The sequence below is a fragment of the Segetibacter sp. 3557_3 genome (genome assembly GCF_004354985.1).
In the GTDB taxonomy this organism is placed as follows: Bacteria; Bacteroidota; Bacteroidia; order Chitinophagales; family Chitinophagaceae; genus Segetibacter.
In genome coordinates this window covers 130,227-154,851 of the sequence record NZ_SMSK01000008.1, presented here as the reverse complement: position 1 = coordinate 154,851, position 24,625 = coordinate 130,227, and the positions used below count along the sequence as shown (strand labels likewise).

Below are 24,625 nucleotides of genomic sequence, written 5' to 3'. Positions count from 1 at the left end.
GTTTTTATAGAGCCTTACATGCCATTCTACTACCAATCTTAACATTCAACATACCGTTGTGTTGCAGTGCCTTGCTCTATCTTTGAGCGTTCATCGTTCAACAATGCATTGCCGATAAACTGAGCGTAGCAACGATGAATCATCAGCGAACCATTGCTCGTCCCAAAAAATTAATTGCCATCGGTAAACCCGTACTTTTGTTTATACCGCTCGTACAACTGTTTTTGTTTATTGTCGAGGTTAATTGTCCTGCCCTGGATAAATGCATCGGTAACCATGCTGCTCCGCATATCGAGGATATCGCCGGTTGAAATTACAAGGTTCGCATCTTTGCCTACTTCGATACTGCCCGTTTTATCTGCAACACCAAGAATTTTTGCGGCGTTTAGGGTTATCGCCTGCAATGCTTCTTCTTTGGTTAAACCATAAGTGGCTGCCGTTCCCGCATTAAATGCAAGGTTTCGTCCGCGGGTTTGACCATCATCGTCGGTGATGCTGAACAACACTCCCGCTTTCTGCAGTAAGGCCGGGGTTTTATAGGGCTGGTCAATATCATCGTCGTCGAGGATAGGCAGGTTATGCGGTTGACTAAGGATGACAGCAACATTATTTTGCTTCAGCAAGTCAGCAATTTGCCAGCTGTCACTCCCACCAACAATCACCATATCAACACCCAGGTCTTTTACAAAATCAAGCGCAACCAACATTTGTTTCACTGTATTGGCGTGCACATACAACTTTTGGGTTTTGTTGAACAAGCCTTTTACAGCAGCGAGCTTGAGGTTTACCTCACTGTGGCTTTTCAGGTTGTTGTAAGTTTTCGCCTGCATCAAAAATTGTTTGATTTCATCTACCTGTTCAAGCCCGCGCTTCACGGGGTCAATCTGAGGTTGCTGCGAATTACTTTGAGCACCAAAGCCGCGCGGCCGTGGAATAAGCGATGGCATATTAAAATGGATGCCCTGGTCCATACGGTAAGCCGCATCTTCCCAGTTCCAGGCATCCAGCTGTACAACTGTGGAAGAACCGCTGATCAGTCCTCCCTCGGGGCATACATTGGCGAACAATATTCCGTTTGCCCGAAGTGTATTGATGACCTTAGAGTCGGTGTTGTAAGCAACGATCGACCGTATGGATGGATTGAGTTCACCAATTTCGGTGAGGTCATTTGTTGCACGCACACTGGGCACTTCAACCAGGCCGAGATTAGTTGCCGACAAAATAAGGCCGGGGTAAACATGTCGACCCTGCCCATTAATCACCTTTGCGCCGGCTGGTGTTGCTACAGTTGTTCCTACTGCAGTAATTTTTCCGTTTAGAAATACCACTGTGCTGTTATTGAGCACCTGGCCATTACCTACATGAACGGTTGCGTTTGTAATGGCTATCGCCGCAGTTTGGGTAGAAGCCGGATACACCGTCTCCTGTGCATACATCCCAATGCCCTGGAGCATAAGCGCTATAAGGAGTTTTGTTTTTTTCATTTTCTTATTGTTTTAGCCGGTCAGTCGGAAAGCACTGCTTTACGATTTAACGGGTCATCATATTATTGTATACTAATTGTCGCCGCTTTGAATGCTTAGCAAGCCATGGCTATGGTAATGATCGTCGCAGGTTTGTACAACCTGGTAGCTGGGTTGTGCAGGCTGCACGGGGGCGCCTGTTCGTTTGTCGCCAATCATCCGGCGGATAATGCGTAAGCGTTCTGCAGCCACCTGCTTTCGAAGCTGGATGTCCTTTTCACGATCAAAGTAAACGGTTCCGTCTACTACCGTGTAAAGCGACTTTGCATATATGCTCAGCGGGTTATCGCTCCACAAAACCAGGTCGGCATCTTTCCCCGTTTTAATACTGCCAACTTTGCTGTCAATGTGCATCATCTTAGCAGGATTGATGGTAACCATCTTCAATGCGTTCTCCTCGCTCATGCCGCCGTACTTGATACTTTTAGCCGCTTCCTGGTTCAGGCGTCTTGCCATTTCAGCATCATCCGAATTAATCGCCACGTTCATTCCCTGCTGTTGCATCAACCATGCATTGTACGGAATAGCGTCTACAACTTCCATTTTGTAATACCACCAGTCCGAAAAGGTGGAAGCTGCGGCGCCATGTTGCTTCATTTTGTCGGCAACCTTGTAACCTTCAAGAATATGGGTAAAGGTGTTGTACTTATATCCCATTTTTTCGGCTACCCGCATTGCAGCCGTGATTTCGCTTTGTATATAAGAGTGACAAGTGATAAACCTCTTTTCGTTTAGGATCTCCACCAATGCATCCAGCTCAAGGTCCCTTCGAACACTGCCCTTTTTCCCGCTTGCTTTCATCGCATTTTCATAATCATGGGCACGGGTAAACGCATCCACCAGCACTTCCTCTACCCCCATACGCGTATCCGGAAAGCGGTTGTTGTTCGAATTGTTTCCAATCGCAGAGGGCGAGCGCTTAACGTTTTCGCCAAGTGCAAACTTTATAAAAGGGTCAGCTCCTTTAAACTTGAGGTCTTCATCGTTTGCGCCCCAGCGTAGTTTAATCAACTGTGTTTGACCGCCGATCGTATTTGCCGAGCCATGAAGAATATGCGAAGTGGTAACCCCACCACTTAACTGGCGGTAAATATTGATGTCGTCCGGATTGAGGTTATCACCGATCCGCACTTCGGAGGTTATGCTTTGCCCGCCCTCGTTAATAGAACCGGCAGCAATGTGCGAATGTTCGTCGATTACGCCCGCTGTAAGGTGTTTGCCGGTGCCATCAATTACCCGGGCCCCCGTTGCTGACAGGTTTTTGCCGACGGACGCTATCTTTCCATTGCGCACCAGTACATCCGTGTTTTGCAGCACACCTTCTTTTTCACTGGTCCATACCGTTGCGTTTTTAAATAATAGCGTTTCTTGTTTTGGCGCCTGTGTTTCGTCCCAGCCGAAGGGCTCAAATGGGTAAGTAACTTTTCCAAGCGGCTCAAGTGGACGTTTGCGCGCACTGTCGGCTTTTTGAACGCTGGGCTGATCGTAGGTTGCTGTCCATGAAAAGCGGTTTCCCGAACTGTCTTCGCCATAACCTGTCCAGGCGTTGTTGTTTACAATCCCACTCAGTCGCAGGTTTTCGCCACCTCTTCGCTCAGGTGCTACGTTAATGCGAACCTGCCTGCCGTCATAATAAAACTTCGAGGTAACGGTATCCTTGCCAATAAGGCTCGCTGCCGTATTGCTTTTGAAATCCAGGGTATAATTTACCGGTCCTGAACTGGTGTTTAAAACCAGCTTGTAAGTACCCCTGAGGTCTTTCCAGGTATCGTCTTTTATGCTAAACTTATTACCCTGCACCCAGTTCTGAAAAATGGTGGTCCGTTCATTAAAAACGTTGCCCGATGTAATCAGAAAGTTAGCCCATTTACCTGCATCCAGGCTACCAACCTGGTCGTATAAGCCTAGCACGGTTGCGGGTGTCTTCGTCAGCGCATTTATAGCCGCAGTTTCCGTCAAGCCGTAATTCAACGCCGTTCGCAGGTTGGTCATAAATTGTTTTACGTCGCGCAGCTCAGCAGTGGTAAGGCAAAAAGGAATGTTCGCTTTTTCCATTACCGATGGGTTCGTGGGGGCGAGTTCCCAGTGTTTCAGGTCGGTTAGTGACACAAACCGGGCGTCATTAGGATCCTCGACGTCCTGGGTTTGCGGAAAATTCAGGCCCAGGATATAAGTAGCCCTCGTACCTGCAATTTCTTTGATCCGCTGATATTCGTTGCCACCACCTTTAATAATGTATTGTACCCCAAATTCGTCGCCAATACGGTCCGCTCGAAGGTCGTTCCACTTATCACCCGCATCAATGATCTGTGGAAGTGCCTGGTTTTCGTTCCAGGACTGAAGACTCAGGTTCAGGCCCTCCTTTGCAGGTCGGGTCTTGTACCATTGTGCATCCAGAAAGGTTTGGCGCAATAGCGCAATAATACCCATCATCGAGTTAGGATAACTCTGCGTTGAGCTTCCTTTGCTTAGGGCGTAGTGAGCCGATGCTTTATCCTTGATTACCAGGAGATTTTCTTTTTCGTTTCCCAGCGAAACGAAAGTTCCTGTTCCGCGTGCAATTCCGTCCTTTACGTGGGTGAGTACAGCGCCAAAACCGCTTTCGCGCAAGCCCTTTGCTTTCGAATCATCTGCCGTAAACAGTTTGTATGCATCCGTTTCACTTTTAATTGCCTGGTTCCAGCCATAAGCACCTTTTGTACTACTGGTAAGCTGCGCCTGTGTTCCCCCTCCAAAACCACGCGCTCCAACTGCGGAAGCCGGGGTCCCATAGTCGCTGTAGATATCTATAAACGAAGGATAGATGTACTTGTCCTTACAATCGATGATAACCGCATCTGCGGGAATATTTGAATTGCCCCCTGCCGAAACGATCCTGCCATCACGAATCACCAGGGTGGCGTCCTTTAAAGTGGTTTGTGCATCCTTCACGATAGTTGCATGGGTAAAGGCAAAGCAACCTGCTCTCTTATCTGCCACACCATTCACCGGAAAAGTTTCCTGTGCCGTTGTGCATTGTGCAAGCCAAAGCCCACCCATTAACCATAGGAGTTTTTTCATTTGCTATAAAAGTTTTTGATTAATTGAAACAAAGAAGGCTAAAGCTACTGAAAAACGCCATCGCTTGCCGATCGCCGGTGCACGGCACCTAAGTATTTTTTGGTGACCGTCATATGTTAATAATGATTCATTCTTGCCACGTCCGCCCGGCCATCCATTCGGACGGGCTCGGTTCAACTCTTGGCTTTTCATGGCATCGTGCTCCGTGCTGGTTTATAACCATACTGCCGGGCTAAGCAATGGATGCTGCAACCGTAGCAGCTTACCGGTTGAAGCTCCAGTAATTTCATGCTGTCAATTAGCCTGGCAAAACATGGATCCTTTTAGCAATAAATAGAAAAAGCCTCCGGGTGGGGAGGCTGTTGCAGGGGGTTTTGGTTTACTTATTGCGTAACGGGTTGATTGCGCTGGTCTATTTCTGATGTTAAGAGTTCAAAAATCTCGTCTACCGTGCCTTCGCCTTTTACGTATACAACTTTGTCGAATTGCTTGTAATACTCTGCTACAGCTGACGTTTTTTGGTGGTATTCTACAATCCGCGCCCTGATGACCTCTTCATTATTGTCATCAGGTCTTCCGCTGGTTAAACCGCGGTTTAAGAGCCTTTTTATCAGCTCATCTTCTGTAACGATCAATGCAAGTACTACCCCTATTTCAGTCTTCTTCAGTTTTAGTAATTTGTCCAGCGCTTCTGACTGCGCTTCAGTGCGGGGAAAACCATCAAATAAAAATCCGGGTACGTGTGGGTTGGTATCAAGTGCAGAGCTAATCATCCCGATTACTACCTCATCAGGCACCAATTGTCCTTTGTCCATAAAGTTCTTTGCCTCAAGGCCCAGCGGGGTTTTTGAAGCAATTTCTGAACGAAGAAGATCTCCTGTGGACAAGTGCTTTAAACCGTATTTTTCAATCAGTTTTTCGCTTTGAGTACCTTTACCACTTCCCGGAGGGCCAAACAAAATGATGTTGAACATGCTGGTCAATAACCTTGGATGAACAACAAATATAAGGCTATGGGTTTAAAAATCATTTAACAAAAGGGAGAGGGTATAAACTACTATTTTATTATATGGCCGTTTGGCTGAGGCAAATACAGGTTTTCAAACCTTCGGTTCGTAAATTCGTAATGCCGTATTACTGCTGTTCAGCACCAGGTATACTTAAACCATGCATCATGGAATCCACCAATCCAGTTAATCCGTTTTACAATCCATCAGCTAAAAACCCTGTTGTACTTAGCGATGCGAAGTGGAAACAAGTGCTTACACCCGACGTATACCACATAGCCCGGGAAAAAGGCACAGAGGAACCTTTTAGCAGCAGGTTTGAAAACTTCAACGAAACAGGAACTTACTACTGTGCTTCATGTGGGAACCCGCTATTCAGGAGCGATACAAAATTTGAGAGTGGATGTGGATGGCCCAGCTTCTATGAACCCGTTGGCCGAGGGGCAGTACTGTACACCCCCGATCATGCGTATGGCATGGAAAGGACGGAGGTACAATGCGGCCGCTGTAAGGCGCACCTCGGTCATGTATTCGACGATGGACCTGAGCCTACTGGTCTCCGCTATTGCATCAATGGGGTTGTACTCAATTTTGAAGAGGCTGCTGAGGCAGCTAAACAGTACGATAAAAACACAGGTCAGGATTACCCGGATGCTGGTTAACAGCATTAAGGGGATTACTTCTGATCTGTGAATACTAAATAGTATTTCGTTAGTTCCGTGTCAACCGGTGCTAAGTAGTTAAAAGCCAGCCCGCGATGCGATTTCCGGTGTAAAGGATTATTTTTTCAACCCTTACATTTTAGTTTTCTTTGCACCGAAACTTAAGATATGCTCCCTCAATACAAAAGAATACTACTGAAGCTAAGCGGTGAAGCCCTGATGGGGAATAAGAACTTCGGACTTGACGCGGCTGTGATTGCGCAGTATGCGCAAGACATTAAGCAAGTGATTGATCTAGGCGTACAGGTTGCTGTTGTAATTGGCGGGGGAAATATCTATAGGGGGATGAATGAGGCGGAAACGGGTATCGAACGGGCGCAGGGAGATTATATGGGAATGCTTGCGACCGTAATTAATGGTATGGCGCTCCAGGCCGGTTTGGAGAAAATTGGCGTTTATACGCGCTTACAAAGCGCCATTAAAATGGAACAAATAGCGGAACCCTACATTCGGAGAAGAGCAATCAGGCACCTTGAAAAAGGAAGGGTCGTTATTTTTGGCGCCGGAACCGGTAATCCCTATTTCACAACCGATACCGCGGGCTCACTACGGGCAATTGAGATAAAAGCAGATGTAATATTAAAGGGAACCCGTGTTGATGGAATTTATACTGCCGACCCGGAAAAGGACCCAACCGCAAAAAGGTTCGAGAAAATTACATTTTCCGATGTTATTGCTAAGAAGTTGATGGTAATGGATATGACCGCGTTTACGCTCTGCCAGGAAAACAATCTGCCCATCATTGTTTTTGACATGAATACTCCGGGAACGCTACTGCAGGTGGTTGAAGGAAAAAATGTTGGAACCTACGTAAGTTAACAGCTCCTGACCTATAATCTTGAAGCGACCAATTGGTCGCTTTTTTTTGCGGCTACGAACCGTGTACTTTTGCTAAAACCACAACCGATGCGAAACAATATTGCGGATATCAGGAAGGACTATAAACTGCAGACCCTATTGGAAGACAATGTTCACCAGGATCCTAACGAACAATTTAGCGTTTGGTGGAATGAAGCATTGGCAAGTTCGATAGAAGAAGTTAATGCAATGACACTTGCAACAGCAACAAGGGGAGGCCAGGTATCTGCGAGAATTGTTTTGTTGAAAGGTTTTGATAAAAACGGCTTTGTTTTTTTTACCAATTACAATAGCCACAAAGGAACAGAACTCGACGAAAATCCGAATGCTGCGCTTGTTTTCTTTTGGAGAGAACTGGAGCGACAAGTGAGAATTGAAGGAGTCGTTGAAAAGATTAGCGAAGCAGAAAGCGATGCCTACTATCATTCCCGGCCCGAAGGAAGCAGGATCGGGGCATGGGCATCACCGCAAAGTCAAATTATGTCCAGGGCCGAACTTGAAGAGAAGTTTGAAGCTTTTAGGCTTCAGTTTTCAGAAGCACCGATTTCCAGGCCTCCTCATTGGGGCGGATACCGGGTAAAAGCTCATCGGGTAGAGTTCTGGCAAGGTCGGCCAAGCCGGCTTCACGACCGTATACTTTATGAAAAGGACTTTCAGGGTAATTGGAAAATTGAACGCCTGGCGCCGTAGCCATTAAATAAAGAATGGTGACCCTATTGAACCACCATTTCTTTCTAAGCTTCTTTTTTCTCAGCAGCAACTTTATCAGTTCTCGGCTGGCGGGCAGGACGGCTTTTGCCAAATGAGCCCTTGAAAATCTTACCTTTTTTGGTTTTTTTATCACCTCTTCCCATAATTATTTTCCTTTAGTGGATTGCAAACGTACATCAACTTGCTTAATTGAGCAAGCATGTTATCGAGAAGGTTCAGATGTGATCGATTTAGCCAGGTCCGGGAGTGAGGTTTAACAAACTAGCGCATTGCAATTCGCAAATTCCGGAGAATCGAAAAGCAGGAATACTTTCCTGCTTTTATGACATTTTAAATATTTATGAGCATTATATTCTTGCAGAAAGCTCTTTACCAGCTTTGAACTTTGCAACTTTCTTCGCTTTAATCTTAATTACCGCACCTGTTTGCGGGTTACGTCCATTCCGTGCCACGCGTTTCGAAACGGAAAAAGTACCAAATCCTACAAGGGTCACCTTTCCCCCACCCTTAAGGGTTTTGGTCACTGCGTCTACAAAAGAGTCAAGAGCGGCATTAGCCTGTGTTTTAGTAATATCAGCATCCTCCGAGAGCCGGGCGATCAATTCAGCTTTGTTCATGTTAAAGAGTTTAGTAGTTATAACGAACAAATTTATTTGCTTTTGCTTATTTCCAAAACTATAATTGGTTCCAGAAGCACTCGGGGCTCGCTCTGAAACCCGCCAGCAGCAAGCCTTTCGTCATTATTATGTGATAAAACCAAACTGAACCCTGGTCCTCTAAACGCCACAACCCACGTCCAGCAAGGCTTTCGCTTTTTAAAGACCCGCCTTGGGCGTAAGTAATCGTCATATGGACAAATCTGAAATGTGTAGAATTAAGTCGATAGACCCCTACTTTCCACATCAAACAACGATTTCCATCAGGGATCGGAACGCAATAAACTTGTTTTCCCATCGCTCGATGGCCTGCTTTCTAAATTCCGCCGAGTAGCGGGTGATATATTCATCATATTTATGCCGGCTTGAAGCGTAATATTGAATGGCATAAGTGGGTCCCTCCTCATCATCTACATCCAGAAGGCGCGCGAGTTGATGTTTCTCGAAACAACCCGTTCCAAGAATTTCTGGTACATGCTCGTTCAGCATCCACTCAAGCCATAATTCGGCAACAGACCAGTCAACCTTGGTCGTTATATTATAAACTAACATAATGTGTTTGCTTTGTGCGCTTTACGGTGTTAGGGCGATGACTTCCTCGTATGATCCATGATAGAGACTAGTGGGATTGGTTGTTCTAAATAGCGCAGTGCTCATGATAATTTTCCAACACAATTTCTGAACGCTCGAATGAATAGCCCTGGTAATGCGCATACACTTCATCAAGTACAGCTTCAACCTCTTCAATTGTTTTCAATGTAACCAGGCGGTTTCTATACTGCTTTATGTCAGGTAGCCCTTTCAGGTAGTTTGCATAATGCCTACGCATTTCATTTATGCCGACAACGGCGCCTTTCCACTCCACCGATTTTCTCAGGTGACTTTTACTTACGCTTATGCGCTCTTCAAGTGTAGGGGCAGCCGCCAACTCACCATGTTCAACAAAGTATTTGATTTCACGAAATATCCACGGATACCCGATTGCTGCCCGACCGATCATGATCCCATCTACACCATAACGGTTTTTGTATTCAAGTGCCTTACCCGGGCTGTCGATATCTCCGTTTCCCAAAATAGGGATCTTGATACGCGGGTTATTTTTAACTTTAGCGATAAGGGTCCAATCTGCCTGACCCTTATACATCTGGCTGCGGGTACGTCCATGAATGGCAAGTGCCTGGATGCCTACATCCTGTAAACGTTCAGCCACTTCCTCAATATTTTTGGTATTCTCATCCCAGCCCAGCCGGGTTTTCACCGTAACCGGTAGTTTGGTTGATTTTACTACTGCGTCGGTCAATCTAACCATCAGATCAATGTCTTTCAACACCCCTGCTCCTGCACCTTTGCACGCCACCTTTTTTACTGGGCATCCAAAGTTGATATCCAGCAGATCAGGGTTTGTCACATCTACAATTCGGGCCGCCATAGCAAGGCTGTCCTCATCCCCACCAAATATCTGGATGCCAATCGGACGCTCATAATCAAAGATGTCCAACTTCTTCCTGCTTTTTATGGCATCCCTTATCAGACCCTCACTGCTGATAAATTCAGTATACATCAGATCTGCTCCGTTATCCTTACATACTGCACGAAAAGGCGGATCACTTACATCCTCCATTGGTGCAAGTAAGAGTGGAAAGTCCGGAAGATTTATATTGCCAATCGTAACCATGTTATTGTTTGTGTTAGTTCAATCAAAAAAGCACCCCTGTGAAACGATCCTAGAAAGGTTGGTCCATCATTTTGAGGCCACTATCAACTGTCCAGGAGCAAGTCCATTCTTTAACCTTAATATGCAGCCCGTATGGCTAGCGACCCATATACACCATTAAGATTTGTACATCACTAGGGTTCACCCCGCTGATCCTGCTTGCCTGGCCTAATGTTGTTGGACGAATTTTAAGAAACTTCTGCCTTGCCTCATTCGAAAGCGAAACAATCTTGGCGTAATCAAAGCTATCGGGTATAATCAATTGATCGAGGGTATTCAGCTTATCTACCAACTCTTTTTCTTTAGTAATATAGGCGTCGTATTTAACCTGTATTTCTGTTTGCTGAAGGGTATCTTCATCGTAGGGCTCAAGTAGCTGGTCCAGTTTGTCTGAAGCTTTTTGCATTGCACTTAATCCTACACCTGGTCGCAACAACAACTGGTTGATACGTTGTTTTTTAAGTAATGGTGCAGATGGAACAGTCTCCAGGTAGGCATTTATTTCCTCTGGTTCTGCAAAGTAATCCTTCAAAATGCCCTTAAGCAATTCAACATTACTCTGTTTGGCTGCTACCTTATCCATTCTCTCCTTTGAAGCCAGTCCGATCCTGTAACTCCGTTCTGTTAACCTGAGGTCAGCATTGTCTTGTCGTAATAGTGTGCGATACTCGGCCCGGCTGGTGAACATGCGGTACGGTTCGTCTGTGCCTTTGCTGATAAGATCGTCTATAAGTACACCTATATAAGCCTCACTTCTTTTCAGGATAAAGGGTGCCTCTTCCCGAACTTTCAGGTGAGCATTTATACCAGCCATCAATCCCTGGCAAGCCGCTTCTTCATACCCCGTTGTGCCATTTATCTGGCCAGCAAAAAATAGGTTTGAAACTCCTTTTGTCTCTAATGAATAGGTAAGCTGTGTTGGTGGAAAATAATCGTACTCAATCGCGTATCCTGGGCGGAACATCTTACACTGTTCAAAACCAGGCACCATTTTCAACGCGGTATGCTGAACCTCCTCGGGCAAGGACGTCGAAAAGCCATTTACATATATTTCAACGGTGTTAAAGCCTTCCGGCTCGACAAATAGCTGGTGACGCTCACGCTCAGCGAAACGGTTAATCTTGTCTTCGATACTAGGGCAATAACGTGGGCCTACACCCTCAATTCTTCCCTGGTACATCGGGCTTTTGTCAAAGCCGGTTTTGAGCATATCATGAACTTCAGGGTTAGTGTACGTTATAAAACAGCTACGTTGTTGCTCAGGTGTAATCTTTTTGGTATCCAGGAAGGAAAATCCCACCATCTCCTCATCCCCTTTCTGCTCTTCCATTTTACTGTAATCCAGGCTCCGTCCATCAATTCGTGGGGGAGTTCCGGTTTTTAGCCGGTCACTCTCAAAGCCAATCGATACAAGTTGCTCAGTGATTCCGGTTGCTGCTTTTTCCGCCATTCTCCCTCCCCCAAACTGCTTCTCACCTATATGAATTACACCATTCAGGAAGGTTCCACTAGTAATTACAACAGCATCTGAAGCTATCTCATGCCCGAGGCCGGTAACAACACCACAAGCTCTACCACCTTTGATCATAAGACTACTTACCGTATCCTGGTAAAAGTCAACATTAGGCGTATGTTCCAGCATCTCACGCCACTTATTCGCAAATAAGTTCCTATCGCTTTGCGCACGCGGACTCCACATTGCAGGACCCTTGCTTTTATTCAACATTCTAAATTGAATCATGCTTTCATCCGTCACAATCCCGCTATACCCACCAAGTGCATCTATTTCGCGAACGATCTGACCTTTTGCAATCCCTCCCATAGCTGGATTACAGCTCATTTGTGCAATTGTCTGCATATTCATCGTGATGAGCAGAACCTTGCTGCCCAGGTTTGCGGCAGCAGCTGCAGCTTCGCAACCAGCATGACCGGCTCCCGCAACAATCACATCATATTTTTGGAACATCTAATTTATTTAGGACATCAAAGATACACACACGAAAATGTTTCCACGTGGAACATCACTTCATGGTCTGGGGACAGGCGAAATCCTGCACAACCACTACATTTCCATCTTTATACCTCGCAAGACCTATTCCGACCTCAGTATACCGGGGGTTTAGTAAAGCTTTACGGTGACCCACATCGGGTATACCCTGGTCAAGAAGAAGAAAGACCAGGGACATGATAGTATTCATCGCGCCAACGCTGATATTCTCACCAGCACACTTTAGAATGCCTGCCCGGGTCATACGATCATCAAAAGTAGCGCCGTTGGTAGAAGAATGAGAAGCACGAGCATTGTTAGAGGCAAGATCACGGGCGTGTCCGAAAGCAAGGTCGAGCAATTTACTATTGGGAGTTAACGGAGGCAGGTTTGTAGCCTGGTATAGATCCTGTTTTAAGCTTTTTGCGTATCCCGTATTTAAGTTAGGGTAAATCTTGAGTATGGGCTCAATTACACTGTCCCACATTGCTCGCGGCCTCAAACGGGTATAATTTGTCCAATAATACCATTCCTTAACATCGGGTGATAATGAAGAGAAAAGCGGGCTGGAAACATAACTAGCTTCTATTACTGCTTGCTTTGAAGGAAAGGCCGGTAACGGTTTCACCTCGATACGAGCAGTACCGAAATGTTGAGCAAACGTACAAGTAGTAAACACAAACAAGCAAGCGCCGAACAGTAAAGGTTTCACGTGGAACAAAATGCTTTTCATCAATCAGTTTAAAGCAAAGAGACGCAAATAGTAGTCCTCGCGTTCCCTAATCCCTGTTATTTCACTTTTCGTTTTGTCTTTATAACCACATAAATGAAGCGACCCGTGAAAGATCACCCTCAACAGCTCATGCTGAACATCGCAATTAAGCAGACCAGCGTTTTCTACAACCCTGTCAATGCTGATGTATAGCTCCCCTATAATAGGACTCCCGGACGCAGCCGAAAGATCGAACGTAACGATATCCGTATAATAATCGTGATTAAGAAAGGAGCGGTTTATGTCGAGGAGGTACTCGTCAGAACAAAAAATATAATCTAACCTTTCTAAACCCTGTCTTTCACCTTCAAAAATCCTCTCAATAAAGGATTTGAGTTTTGCCGACTTCGGTAGCCTACTCCTTTTGTACGGATGATGGAAATGTATTTTAGCCAAAGAAAACATTTACTCCAAATTTCGTAAGTATTTACGCTATAGAGCAGATACTTTTGGAGCGAAATGAAAAAGTTGTCAGAGGTACAAGTAGGACATACGGTAGTAATACACTCCTTCGAACAAGATGAGATTTTTATTAAATTGATGGAGATGGGCTGTATACCGGGAGAAAGGGTGAAGGTTGAGCAGGTAGCTCCCCTTGGTGATCCCATTTCTATTTCTGTTGCAGGGTACAACCTGAGTTTGCGCCTGAATGAAGCCGAGTACATTCTTGTAGAAGACGAAAAATAGCAACATGCGAATAGGCCTGTACTTCGGCTCCTTTAACCCCATTCACCAAGGCCACCTTATCATTGCAAGCACAATTGTTGAAGCGGGGCATGTACAACAAGTCTGGTTTATCGTCTCCCCCCAAAATCCTTTGAAGAAAGCAGGTAGCCTTTTAAACGAATACCACAGGTTACACCTGGTGAACCTGGCAATAGAGGGCGATAATCGCCTGAGAGCCTCAGACATCGAATTCAAACTTCCCAGGCCCTCTTATACAATCGACACCCTCGTTTATCTACACGAAAAATATCCCCAACACCTCTTTTCTGTTATTATGGGTTCTGATAGCTATCAAAACATTGATAAATGGAAAAATGCTGAACTCATAAAAAAGGACTACAATCTCCTTATATACCGGCGCCCTGGCTTTACAGTTGAATCGAACCAGGAAAATGTGCAGCTACTCGACGCCCCATTACTCGACATCTCCGCAACGTATATCAGGAGTGCCATAGCTGCTAAACGATCAGTCAGGTACCTGCTCCCCGATAAAGTCTTAAATGAAATTGAAATCAACCGTTACTACCACTAAAGTAGCCAGCCCAGCAGCAAAGCAGCAAGTACAATAAACGGGGATGGAAAGCGGGTAAACTTCAGTAAACAAAAAGTAACCACAACGCCAACAAGATTTGACCATACAAATGGAATAGAAATCGATTTGAACAAGAGTATAGTAGCCGCCCACATAATTCCAACAACAACTGCGTTAATCCCCTCCATTGCTCGAAATACGATGACGTGTTTCTTTAGGATTTGCCAAATGGGGTAAAAGAAGAGTACCAGCAATAAGCTGGGAAGAAAAATGGCAACACTCCCGATGACAGCTCCCAATACCTGGTATTGCGGCCCCATATCCCTTAATACCATCCCACCAACAAAGGAGGCTATCGAAAAAACGGGACCTGGAAAAGCCTGTACCATGCCTGCGCCCGTCAGGAAGTCTCCGGCCGTGATGTAACGTGTTTGCGGACGGTTAACATATTGCTCAAACATCATTGGGATAAGTACACTACCCCCACCAAATACAAGGCTGCCAAATCGATAAAAGTTTTCAAAAAGATTGATCGGCTTCCGCATCTCCCATTGGTGAATACGCGCAACTTCACTGATGATACCGGCTATAACAAACAGTGCGACAAACAGCGAAAGGTTCCCCCACTTGATGGGCTTTGGCTTTTCAGCCGGCTTTGGAATCCGCTTGTCGCTAAAGTTGCTGATGACGCTTCCCAGTATAATGAGTGTAGGGAAAACCCATGGCGACTTAATCAATACCGTAACCACCATGGCCCCCAGCATAATCAATAAGGTCGCCTGATGCTTGATGGATATTCGTGAACTTTGAAAAGCAGAATAAACCAGAAACCCAACCGCCATTGCAGGAATAAACTGGAAGATGTTATTTCCCGTTGGGTTGACGTCGAGATAAAGCAGTAAAAAGCTTAGCGCAGCCATCAAAGTGCAGGCAGGTAGTATCCAGATAGCCAATGTAATAATTGCCAACCAAACACCACCCCTCCTGTACCCAATAAGTGTAAGGGTTTGGCTGCTGCTGGCGCCCGGGAGCAACTGAACAAATGCATTAAGCTCAAGTAGCTCATCTTCCGAAATATAACGGTGCTTTTGTACAAACAGCTTATGCATTCTAACAAAATGCATCTGCGGACCTCCAAATGCTGTAAGGCTGTGTTTTAGAACAGCCCTGAGAAAAGGAATATGGCGCAAAAGAACCAATCGATGTGTGCGTATTTAGCCTTTGACAATTGACTTACAACCAACTACAAGTTAGCTATTTTTTTAAACCGATTTCGCGCAAGCGCTCATCAAGGTACTCTCCTGCTGTCGCATCAGGGTAAGCTTTAGGGTGCTCAGGAGTAATGCAGTGTTCAAGACAGGCCAGACTCATATCCATTTGCGGATGTAAAAAGAAAGGCATCGAAAATCTTGACGTATGCCAAAGATCACGTGAAGGATTTACTACACGGTGGGTAGTACTTTTCAACTTGTTATTGGTAAGCCGTTGAAGCATGTCACCAACATTCACAACAATCTGATCGGGTAATGAAGTAACCCCAACCCATTGGTTTTGTCTGGAAAGAATCTCTAATCCATCAGCCGAAGCACCCACCAACAGGGTTATCAGGTTGATATCCTCATGCTGTTCCGCCCTAAGTGCACTTGCAGGTTCTTCGGTAATTGGCGGATAGTGGATACAACGAAGAATGGAATTGCCATTATGGATATAGGCATCAAAATAGAACTCGTCTAAACCAAGATACAGAGCGATTGCCTGCAACAACGACCTTCCGCTTTTTTCAAAGTTCCGGTAAGCTGCATAAAGGGTTTCATCAAAGCCTTCCACCTCAGCAACCGATACATTAGGCGGGTATTCAGCGCCAACGGGATCACCGTCTTCAACCTTCTGCCCATATTGAAAAAACTCTTTCAGGTCAGGTGCCTCGCTACCCTTTGCATGTTCCCGTCCGAAACTGGTATAACCTCGCTGACCTGCCAAACCAGGGATCTGGTAACTGGCTTTCTGTTGTAACGGTAAAGAAAAAAATTGCTGTACATATTCGTACAAGTGCGAAATGAGTGGATCAGGGATTCCGTGGTTTTTAACAGCAACGAATCCAACGTCTTCATAAGCCCTGCCAAGTTGTTGTACAAAGCCTGTTTTTTTCTCAGGATCCACACTTGTGAAATCCTGCAAGTCCACTACTGGAATAGACATAAACGATAATTTGATGAGAGAGCACAAATGTACGCAGTCGAAAAAACCTGCAAGTGATTTGTGCGCAACTCTAACGCACAAGAATAAATAAAAACATACGTCTGATCAAGAGAAACCGGCGAAACCCCAAACATTACAAGTGGGCCAACAAACAATAGCACAATTAAATGGCCATAAAGAATGCAGGTAATCTCAAGCAGTCCTTATCCAACAAAAAGGAATGTCCCGAAACAGGAGGCACACTGGCAACAAAAAACCCACCGACCGGTGGGTTCTAACTTAGTTACCATATTCACTTAAAAACTTAATACGCATTATCTTCAACTGTTCCCACTCATAGCCACTATCGGCCAACTCCTCCTGGGCCACCTGTAACGACGATGTCTCACAGGTTCTAAAGTAATCGATAATCTCATCCTGCTCTTCTTCGTCCAACATATCATCAATCGCGTAGTCAAGGTTTAGCTTGGTTCCACTCGCAACAATAGTCTCCATTTCTTCGAGCAACACTTCTAACCTCAGGTCCTTATTCTTCGCTATTGTTTCAAGCGACATACGCTTGTCTACGTTCTGAATAATGAAAATCTTATTGTTGCTTTTATTCGCAACACTCTTCATTACAAAGTCGTCCGGCTTTTCGATATCGTTTTCTTCTACATATTTAGCTATAAGTTCAACAAAAGGCTTACCGTACTTAATGGCTTTGCCAACACTTACCCCCTGGCACTTTTCAAGTTCTTTCAAGGTTGTCGGGTAAAGAATCGACATGTCCTGGAGTGAATTTTCAAGGAACAAAACAAAGGGCGGCAAACCCTTTTTCTTGGCTTCCTTTTGTCGTAATTCCTTCAACATTTCAAACAACGTGTCATCAGCTGCGGCAGGAACATTGTTGTTGGTATTGTCCGACTCCTCATCATCTTCTGCATTTGCATCGTCGAACTTATTATAAAGCGCAATCTTAAAGCTTGCAGGCTTTTTCAGAAAAACCTCTGAATTATCCGTAAACTTAAGCAACCCATATTCTTCAATGTCTTTACGAATAAAGTTCTCAAGCAACATCTGGCGGATTAAGCTATTCCAGTAGTGCGCATCTTCGTCGCTGCCAATCCCAAAAACATTCAGCGCATCATGACGGTACATCTTGATCTGTGGAGTAAGCTTACCCATCAGCACGCTTACAACATAATCAATTGCAAAACGCTCGTCCAGGGCCTTCACCGCTTTGAGCACTTTCACCACATTATCTTTCGCTTCAATCTTTTCTTTCGGCATACAGTTGTCGCAGCCGCCGGTATTTTTACATCCGTTGGTGTCCCACTCTTCACCAAAATAATGCAATAGTATTTTTCTTCTACAAACACTGCTTTCGGCATAGCTCACCGTTTCGTTGATCAACTGTGCACCTACCTCCCGTTCGCTAAGCGGCTTGTCCCGAAGAAAATGCTCCAGCTTCGAAACGTCCTTATGCGAGTAATAAAGAATACACTTTCCCTCCATACCATCACGACCGGCACGGCCAGTCTCCTGGTAATAATTCTCTATCGACTTAGGTATGTTGTAATGAATCACAAACCGGATGTCGGGCTTGTCAATCCCCATTCCGAAAGCAATTGTTGCAACAATTACCTGGGTATCTTCCTTTAAAAACAAGTCCTGTCGTTCAGCCCGTAACTTGGAGTCAAGCCCCGCGTGGTAGGCAACTGCTTTAATCTTATTGGCTACTAATATTTCGGCAAGTTCTTCAGTGGTCTTCCGGTTTAGCGTGTAGATAATGCCGCTTCCTCCCTTGTTCTGCGAAATGAAGCGTACGATGTTTTTTATGGTCTGGTCTTTCTTAACCTTTGGCTGTATTTCGTAGTAAAGGTTAGAACGGTTGAACGAAGAGATATATACATTAGGATTCCTCAGTCCCAGATTCTTAAGGATATCACTTTGTACTTTAGGAGTTGCCGTAGCAGTAAGTGCAATTATGGCAACATCCGGGTTGATGATCGTCATCATTTCTTTCAGGCGGCGATACTCCGGCCTGAAATCATGTCCCCATTCGGAGATACAATGTGCCTCATCAACGGCGAAGAAAGAAATTTTCAGGTCACTAAAAAAGTCAAGGTTCTCTTGCCTGGTAAGTGTCTCCGGTGCTACGTACAATAGTTTGGTTTTACCATCAACCAGGTCGGCCTTTACTTCTTTTTGTTGCGCTTTGGTAAGAGAGGAATTTAAAAAATGCGCTACATGATCCTTTTCACTATAACCGCGAACCAGGTCAACCTGGTTTTTCATTAATGCAATTAAGGGGCTAACTATAATCGCACAGCCTTCCATGATCAGGGCAGGGAGCTGGTAGCACAAACTTTTACCGCCACCAGTAGGCATAATCACAAAGGTATCCTTGCCGTCAAGTAAACTGTTGATTGAAACTTCCTGGGTTCCTTTAAACGCGTCAAAACCAAAGTGATCTAAAAGCGCTTTATGTATGTCGTATTTGTGGGTGGATTCGGGTTCTGCCTTTGTAATCTTCTTTTTAGGGGATGCGGCAGCTGTTGATGCGGGTTTCTTTGTTGCAGGTTTTTTGGTAGTTGGTGCCATTTGTCAATGTTTCTTGCTTCTCCACAATCGTGGCCTCTTCAGATTATTTCGTTAAGATATGTGATTTTATAGGGTAGCAGGCAGTGGAAATACGAGGGAACAGTGGTTGCGACGCTCCGTTCAACAGCATAACCTTCTGCAGCATTTTTTTAAAAACCGAGGGCAAATCTACTAAAAGCCAACAGCTTTGAAAAGGTTCCGGTGTTAAAGTTCCAATTACGGGGCACTTGCACGGGTTATTGCCCCAACAGTAAATTAGCAAACAATTTTTGATTTCAATAAGTTATTACCGGCACAAGAAAACGCATGTACTTTTGCGACGCATGAAATCTTCCATTCTACAAACTGCCATTCGGACGATTGAACTCGAAGCTTCGTCCGTTACGGGTTTACTTGCAAACCTTAACGATGACTTTGAAAAAGTGGTAGAACTGGTACACCAATCAAGTGGTCGGCTAATTGTAAGTGGCATTGGTAAAAGTGCTATCGTAGCGCAAAAAATTGTGGCAACGCTAAACAGCACAGGAACAGCAGCTTTGTTTATGCACGCGGCAGACGCAATTCATGGCGATCTTGGGATGATCCGACCCGACGACATTGTTATGCTTATGAGCAAAAGCGGGGAGAGTGCTGAAATAAAGGTGCTCGTGCCACTAGTTAAAGGGTTTGGCAACCTCCTGGTCGGCATGGTCGGTAATATGAACTCCTTTTTAGCACGGCAAAGCAATTATGTAATAAACACTACCGTTAGTAAGGAAGCTTGTCCAAATAACCTGGCTCCAACAAACAGTACCACAACCCAAATGGTTATGGGAGATACCCTGGCTGTTTGCCTGATGGAACTCAGTGGCTTCACGGGCAGTGACTTTGCAAAAATTCATCCTGGAGGCAACCTCGGAAAGCGATTATACCTCAAAGTACAGGATCTCTTTGGCGAAAACACGAAGCCAAAAGTATTGGAGGATTCCACGTTAAAAGAAGTAATTGTTGAGATCACGCGGAACAGGCTTGGTGCAACGGCAGTAGTTGATAAGGATGACACGCCGATTGGTATTATTACCGATGGCGACCTAAGGCGAATGCTTGAAAGAACCAGCAGCCTTGAAACAATAACTGCCCGCGACATCCTCACCCTAAATCCGAAAACGATTTTGGCGGATGAACTTGCGGTAAGTGCACTCGACTTGTTGCGAAAGCACGACATCAGCCAGTTGATTGTTTTAGATATTCATGGGCGATACGCCGGTGTCTTACACCTGCACGACCTTGTTAAAGAAGGTATTGTATAAATTAAATAGCGCAGAAAGGGGCTGAAAGCTACATTTGCGCACCTTACAGATAAGTATGAACAATAATCATTATGTAGCCATTATGGCTGGCGGAATAGGAAGTCGTTTTTGGCCAAAGAGCCGGGTAAATTATCCTAAGCAATTTCTGGATATTTTAAATACCGGTAAGTCGCTGATACAATGGACCTACGAACGTTTCGCAGCGTTTATTCCTGTTGAAAACATTTTCGTGGTAACCTCAGAAGAGTACACCGATATCGTTAGCGAACAATTGCCCGGTCTGCTCGTGGAAAACATTGTTGCGGAACCCAGTCGCAAAAACACGGCGCCCTGCATTGCTTATATATCATTTAAGATCGCTCAACAAAACCCCAATGCATCACTTATTGTTGCCCCGGCTGATCACCTCATATTAGACAATCCTGGATTTCAACATATCTGTGCGCATGCAATTGAGTTCGTGGAAAGAAATCAGGCATTGGTAACCCTCGGAATCAAACCCACCTATCCAAATACCGGATATGGCTACATCCAGCACGAAACAGAATCAGTAGAAGACAACGTTTATCGTGTAAAAACCTTTACAGAAAAACCGAACCTGGAGCTTGCTAAAACATTCATCGGAAGCGGCGATTTCCTATGGAATGCCGGTATATTCATTTGGAAGATCGGTTCTATCCTGGTTGAGTTTGAAAAACATCAACCGGAGATGTTCGAACTTTTTGCGGCAGAAAAAGATAAGCTAAATACACCCGGGGAGAAGGCTGCCATAGACCAGATATACCCCCTTTGTACGAGTATTTCCATTGACTATGCCATCATGGAAAAAGCAGATAATGTTTACGTGATACCGAGCAGCTTCGGCTGGAGCGACCTCGGCACATGGGCAAGCGCCTACGACAACCTGGAAAAAGATTACCTCGGCAATGCAATAGCGGGAAATAACATTCTGGTGATTGACTCCACAAAGTGTATGGTATCCGCACCCCATGATAAGTTACTGGTGCTCCAGGGCCTGGACGATTTTATCGTTGTCGATACAAAAGACGTACTGCTCATCTGCAAACAAGATCGCGAACAGGAAATTAAAGAATACGTTGCAGAGGTAAAACGGAATAAGGGAGACAAGTTTTTGTAACGGTTTAAGGGATAACTAGTTGGAGTTCAGATGAAAGATCTGTCTGCAAAAACGTAGTTAAATCAATTAACGTTGCGCAATAGGTGAATGCGGTAGCTTAATATTACACCAGAAATAAAACTGGTTGGTTAAACATTACGCTTTAAACTTTGCTGTTCTCCTTGCCTGCTTAGCAGCCGTAAACGGCGCTAAAGGCCAGCTGGCAATTAGTGGAACTGTTTACGATATCTCGAAAAAAAATCCAATTGAGGCGGTAAGTGTACTAACAACTTCAGGACGTGGTACCATTACCGACTCTGTTGGTAGATATAGTATTGTTGTAAGAGACTCCGACTCGATCTACTTTTCCTTCCTCAACAAACCTACCCCCAAGTTTGCGGTAAGAAACATTCAAACCCCGGACAATTTTGATATTTCCATTATGGTCAAAGGCACAGAACTGCCTAATGTAACCGTTAAGCAAAAAAATTATACGCTAGACTCGCTTGAAAACCGAAGCACGTATGCAAAGGTTTTCAATTTCAAAAAGCCGGGCCTTAGTACAACAATGAACCCTCCTGCGGGTAATTTTGGTGTCGGCCTCGACCTTGATGAGCTCATTAGTATATTCCAGTTTCGAAAAAACAAAAGAACCCTGGCTTTTCAGAAGAGACTACTACAACAAGAACAGGAGAATTTTGTAGATCACCGGTATAGCAAAAGCCTGGTACGAAAATTAACCGGTCTTTCCGGCGCCAACCTCGACAGTTTTATGGTTGCATTTCGCCCAACATATGAAATCACCCTTCTCCTAAACGACCTTGAATTCGGTCATATGATCCAAATTGCCTATCAAAAATACAGGGCCAGTCATCGGGCAAGCAATGGTCAATTGCGGCTCAATAGAGAATAATAAGAAAGGTGGTGCGGCTCACTACGACCTAAACCTTAATGATGAAAAGTAACGAGTGCACTGGTTATAAAAAATAAATGCGACCGAGGCCGCATTTATAACACTCAACAATGAAACCGTCTACCTATTTTTTCGGCATCAATACACCGTCAATAACATGTATAACCCCATTGGAGGAGATCAGATCGGGCGAAGTTACCCGGGCGTTGTTTATGCTTACAGTACCGTCCTTCACACTCACTTTCAACGATGCGCCCTGAATAGTCTTTAACATCTGGCCGTCTTTTAAGTCGGCAGATTTGATGGCACCGGCAATTACATGATAGCTTAAAAGCGACACGAGTTCATCTTTCTTTCCCCCATTCATTAATCCATCAACAGCACCAGCTGGCAAACCGCTAAACGCCTGGTTTGTGGGTGCAAATACCGTGTAGGGTCCCGCTCCGCTTAATGTTTCTATAAGTCCCGCAGCCTTAAGTGCAGCTACCAGCGTAGTATGATTGCTTGAATTAGATGCATTTTGAACAATGCTGCTCCCTGCAGACATTGCTGAGCCAGTCTGCGAGTTCGCGGTTATTTGAGATGATGTATCTGTTGCAGGAACACCCTCATGATTGGTAACACTTGGCATGGTATCCTTTGTAATCTCCTCAGATGAGGACGTGCTACCACAAGCAACAGCTAAAAACAAACTACCGGCAGTTAATAGAACAAAATGTGACTTCTTCATGAATATTGCTTTGGAGAGATATCAGGATAGTGTAACAGGCAAAGCCCAAAATAGTTCACAAGATCCCGCTTGACAATTGTCTAAATAAATAAAACATTAAAAGCTTGCCAAAATCAATCCGCCCCTTATGAGATGGTGGAGAAGGCAATACTATGGCGCAATTTTGGAAACCGCATCTGGATGTACACTTCCCTTATAAGCAAAACTTGTATAACGGCTGCTGTCGGTATACTGTTGTGCTCGTGTGGTACACAAGGCCCTGCGGGTTTGTTTGGAAAGAAAACAGCACACGAGCAATATGGTGACCGCATCATCCAGGCAGGCCTGAGAGAAACTGCAATGGGACAACAGTGGTTCGAAGCTGCAGACAAAAGCCTTGCTAATCCAAATCCGGTAACATTACCCTATAGTGAGACCGGCTACTTTGCAGCTGAACGACCATCAGCAGTTGGCTTAAAGTTTATTGCTAAACGTGGTCAGCTCCTGAACATTACTTTGAATAAAAAACCGGTAAGCGGCTTCGCCGTATATTTTGAATTGTGGGCGCCGGCACAACAACCAGGCAATAAACCGAAATTACTGTCTGCAGCTGATACAGCCTCCAATGCCATACGGTATGAAATTAAAGATGATGGTGATTATTATATCCGTATTCAACCAGAGCTATTGAAAAGTGGTGAATACACGATCAGCCTGACCACCGGACCCTCTCTGGCTTACCCATTTCAGCCAAAGGCTAAGGCAGCTATTGCAAGCTTTTGGGGGGCAGCACGGGATCGTGGTGCAAGAAAACATGAAGGAATTGATATTATGGCGCCTTTTCGTACGCCCTGTCTTGCAACAGCGAACGGAACAATCAGCAGGGTAAATGAAAATAAGCTGGGAGGCAAAACAGTCTGGCTAAGACCTTCGGGTAAAGATTATGTGGTGTACTACGCCCACCTTGACGAACAACTCGTAACGGATGGTCAGCAGGTAACTGTTGGAGACACAATCGGGCTGGTAGGCACAACAGGTAACGCGAGAGGAGGTGCACCTCACTTACACCTTGGTATTTACACCAATGCAGGGGCTGTTGATCCGCTTGCATTTATCGATCCAGTGGTGAAAACCCCTGCTAAAATCGTCGCAGCTGAAGAAGTGGTCGGCAAACTTGTACGCACAAATGCCAGGGGAAGCAAAATATATGCTGAACCAGGAACCGCCATGCCTGCGTTGCTAAGCCCTGAAGTAAATACCATTCTTCGCGCAGAAGCCGCAACAGCCAACTGGTACAGGGTTGTGCTACCCGGCGGCACAACTGGCTATATAAATCATAATCACGTTGATACCTTAAGAAATCCTGTTCGCTCAGGAACAACACCTGATCCGATCGCGCTTTTGGAGTCACCCACACCTGACGCGCCGAGAAAACTTATTATAGAAAAAGGCCGGCAAATAAAGGTGCTGGGCACATCAGGTAACTACTATTTTGTTGAAGTGGCAAGTCAAAACGGGTGGCTAAACAAAGCCACGCTTTAAGA

At 45.0% G+C, this 24,625-nt stretch carries 23 protein-coding genes; 9 read left to right on the top strand and 14 right to left on the bottom strand.

Annotated features, from left to right (window positions below; translation table 11 throughout):
• Window positions 1–170: 170 nt before the first annotated feature.
• From EXU57_RS13975 to EXU57_RS13965, 3 genes are all read right to left on the bottom strand, one after another.
• Window positions 171–1,484 carry an amidohydrolase family protein gene (locus EXU57_RS13975; protein ID WP_133268837.1) on the bottom strand — a complete coding sequence of 438 codons (1,314 nt, stop codon included), beginning with the start codon at window positions 1,482–1,484 and terminating at the stop codon, window positions 171–173.
• A 72-nt stretch (window positions 1,485–1,556) separates the two neighbouring features.
• Window positions 1,557–4,583 carry an amidohydrolase family protein gene (locus EXU57_RS13970; protein WP_133268836.1) on the bottom strand — a complete coding sequence of 1,009 codons (3,027 nt, stop codon included), beginning with the start codon at window positions 4,581–4,583 and terminating at the stop codon, window positions 1,557–1,559.
• A gap of 383 nt (window positions 4,584–4,966) precedes the next feature.
• Entirely contained in the window at window positions 4,967–5,557 is a 591-nt protein-coding gene (locus tag EXU57_RS13965; RefSeq protein ID WP_133268835.1) for an adenylate kinase, read from the bottom strand.
• 200 nt (window positions 5,558–5,757) lie between these two features.
• Between EXU57_RS13965 and msrB the strand changes: the two genes are divergently transcribed.
• The 3 genes from msrB (at window position 5,758) to pdxH (ending at window position 7,860) form a co-directional block, all read left to right on the top strand.
• A complete protein-coding gene (gene msrB / locus EXU57_RS13960) occupies window positions 5,758–6,252 on the top strand; it encodes a peptide-methionine (R)-S-oxide reductase MsrB (RefSeq protein WP_207955480.1) in 495 nt (164 codons plus the stop codon).
• A gap of 168 nt (window positions 6,253–6,420) precedes the next feature.
• Complete coding sequence (gene pyrH, locus EXU57_RS13955) at window positions 6,421–7,131, top strand: UMP kinase (protein ID WP_133268833.1); 711 nt, start codon at window positions 6,421–6,423, stop codon at window positions 7,129–7,131.
• A gap of 87 nt (window positions 7,132–7,218) precedes the next feature.
• Entirely contained in the window at window positions 7,219–7,860 is a 642-nt protein-coding gene (gene pdxH, locus EXU57_RS13950) for a pyridoxamine 5'-phosphate oxidase (RefSeq protein ID WP_133268832.1), read from the top strand.
• A 44-nt stretch (window positions 7,861–7,904) separates the two neighbouring features.
• Here the strand turns inward: pdxH and EXU57_RS13945 are convergent, their stop codons facing one another.
• The 7 genes from EXU57_RS13945 to ybeY form a co-directional block, all read right to left on the bottom strand.
• Entirely contained in the window at window positions 7,905–8,024 is a 120-nt protein-coding gene (locus EXU57_RS13945) for a 30S ribosomal protein THX (RefSeq protein WP_133268831.1), read from the bottom strand.
• A 204-nt stretch (window positions 8,025–8,228) separates the two neighbouring features.
• The gene (locus tag EXU57_RS13940) at window positions 8,229–8,519 is read right to left on the bottom strand and encodes an HU family DNA-binding protein (protein WP_262708557.1); all 291 of its coding nucleotides are present in this window, start codon (window positions 8,517–8,519) and stop codon (window positions 8,229–8,231) included.
• A 264-nt stretch (window positions 8,520–8,783) separates the two neighbouring features.
• On the bottom strand, window positions 8,784–9,089 hold the full coding sequence (locus tag EXU57_RS13935) for a DUF4286 family protein (RefSeq protein WP_133268829.1): 306 nt from the start codon (window positions 9,087–9,089) through the stop codon (window positions 8,784–8,786).
• An 85-nt stretch (window positions 9,090–9,174) separates the two neighbouring features.
• Window positions 9,175–10,212 (bottom strand): tRNA dihydrouridine synthase DusB, encoded by a 1,038-nt coding sequence (gene dusB, locus EXU57_RS13930; protein WP_133268828.1) that lies wholly within the window; start codon window positions 10,210–10,212, stop codon window positions 9,175–9,177.
• Window positions 10,213–10,348: 136 nt separating this feature from the next.
• Window positions 10,349–12,217 carry a tRNA uridine-5-carboxymethylaminomethyl(34) synthesis enzyme MnmG gene (gene mnmG, locus EXU57_RS13925; protein WP_133268827.1) on the bottom strand — a complete coding sequence of 623 codons (1,869 nt, stop codon included), beginning with the start codon at window positions 12,215–12,217 and terminating at the stop codon, window positions 10,349–10,351.
• 55 nt (window positions 12,218–12,272) lie between these two features.
• Window positions 12,273–12,971: a CAP domain-containing protein gene (locus EXU57_RS13920; protein ID WP_133268826.1), complete on the bottom strand. Its 699-nt coding sequence runs from the start codon at window positions 12,969–12,971 to the stop codon at window positions 12,273–12,275.
• Window positions 12,972–12,974: 3 nt separating this feature from the next.
• Window positions 12,975–13,415 (bottom strand): rRNA maturation RNase YbeY, encoded by a 441-nt coding sequence (ybeY, locus tag EXU57_RS13915; RefSeq protein ID WP_133268825.1) that lies wholly within the window; start codon window positions 13,413–13,415, stop codon window positions 12,975–12,977.
• A 54-nt stretch (window positions 13,416–13,469) separates the two neighbouring features.
• On the opposite strand from ybeY, the gene EXU57_RS13910 reads away from it, so the two are divergent.
• Both EXU57_RS13910 and nadD read left to right on the top strand, forming a co-directional pair.
• Entirely contained in the window at window positions 13,470–13,697 is a 228-nt protein-coding gene (locus EXU57_RS13910; protein ID WP_133268824.1) for a ferrous iron transport protein A, read from the top strand.
• Between the two features lie 4 nt (window positions 13,698–13,701).
• Window positions 13,702–14,268: a nicotinate (nicotinamide) nucleotide adenylyltransferase gene (gene nadD, locus EXU57_RS13905; RefSeq protein WP_133268823.1), complete on the top strand. Its 567-nt coding sequence runs from the start codon at window positions 13,702–13,704 to the stop codon at window positions 14,266–14,268.
• On the opposite strand, the gene chrA is transcribed toward nadD, so the two are convergent.
• The 3 genes from chrA to recQ form a co-directional block, all read right to left on the bottom strand.
• On the bottom strand, window positions 14,265–15,458 hold the full coding sequence (chrA, locus tag EXU57_RS13900; RefSeq protein ID WP_262708556.1) for a chromate efflux transporter: 1,194 nt from the start codon (window positions 15,456–15,458) through the stop codon (window positions 14,265–14,267). The genes nadD and chrA overlap by 4 nt on opposite strands.
• 64 nt (window positions 15,459–15,522) lie before the next feature.
• Window positions 15,523–16,467 (bottom strand): isopenicillin N synthase family dioxygenase, encoded by a 945-nt coding sequence (locus tag EXU57_RS13895; RefSeq protein WP_133268821.1) that lies wholly within the window; start codon window positions 16,465–16,467, stop codon window positions 15,523–15,525.
• Window positions 16,468–16,746: 279 nt separating this feature from the next.
• Complete coding sequence (gene recQ, locus EXU57_RS13890) at window positions 16,747–19,053, bottom strand: DNA helicase RecQ (protein WP_133268820.1); 2,307 nt, start codon at window positions 19,051–19,053, stop codon at window positions 16,747–16,749.
• Between the two features lie 323 nt (window positions 19,054–19,376).
• Here recQ and EXU57_RS13885 point away from each other — a divergent pair, with 323 nt between their 5' ends.
• The 3 genes from EXU57_RS13885 (at window position 19,377) to EXU57_RS13875 (ending at window position 22,372) form a co-directional block, all read left to right on the top strand.
• Entirely contained in the window at window positions 19,377–20,342 is a 966-nt protein-coding gene (locus tag EXU57_RS13885; protein WP_133268819.1) for an SIS domain-containing protein, read from the top strand.
• A 55-nt stretch (window positions 20,343–20,397) separates the two neighbouring features.
• Entirely contained in the window at window positions 20,398–21,480 is a 1,083-nt protein-coding gene (locus tag EXU57_RS13880; protein WP_133268818.1) for a mannose-1-phosphate guanylyltransferase, read from the top strand.
• Between the two features lie 124 nt (window positions 21,481–21,604).
• Entirely contained in the window at window positions 21,605–22,372 is a 768-nt protein-coding gene (locus EXU57_RS13875; RefSeq protein WP_133268817.1) for a hypothetical protein, read from the top strand.
• Window positions 22,373–22,496: 124 nt separating this feature from the next.
• Here EXU57_RS13875 and EXU57_RS13870 read toward each other — a convergent pair whose 3' ends face one another.
• Window positions 22,497–23,102, bottom strand: a complete 606-nt coding sequence (locus EXU57_RS13870; RefSeq protein ID WP_207955479.1) for a fasciclin domain-containing protein — start codon at window positions 23,100–23,102, stop codon at window positions 22,497–22,499.
• 180 nt (window positions 23,103–23,282) lie between these two features.
• Between EXU57_RS13870 and EXU57_RS13865 the strand changes: the two genes are divergently transcribed.
• A complete protein-coding gene (locus tag EXU57_RS13865; protein WP_165958140.1) occupies window positions 23,283–24,623 on the top strand; it encodes a M23 family metallopeptidase in 1,341 nt (446 codons plus the stop codon).
• Window positions 24,624–24,625 lie beyond the last annotated feature (2 nt).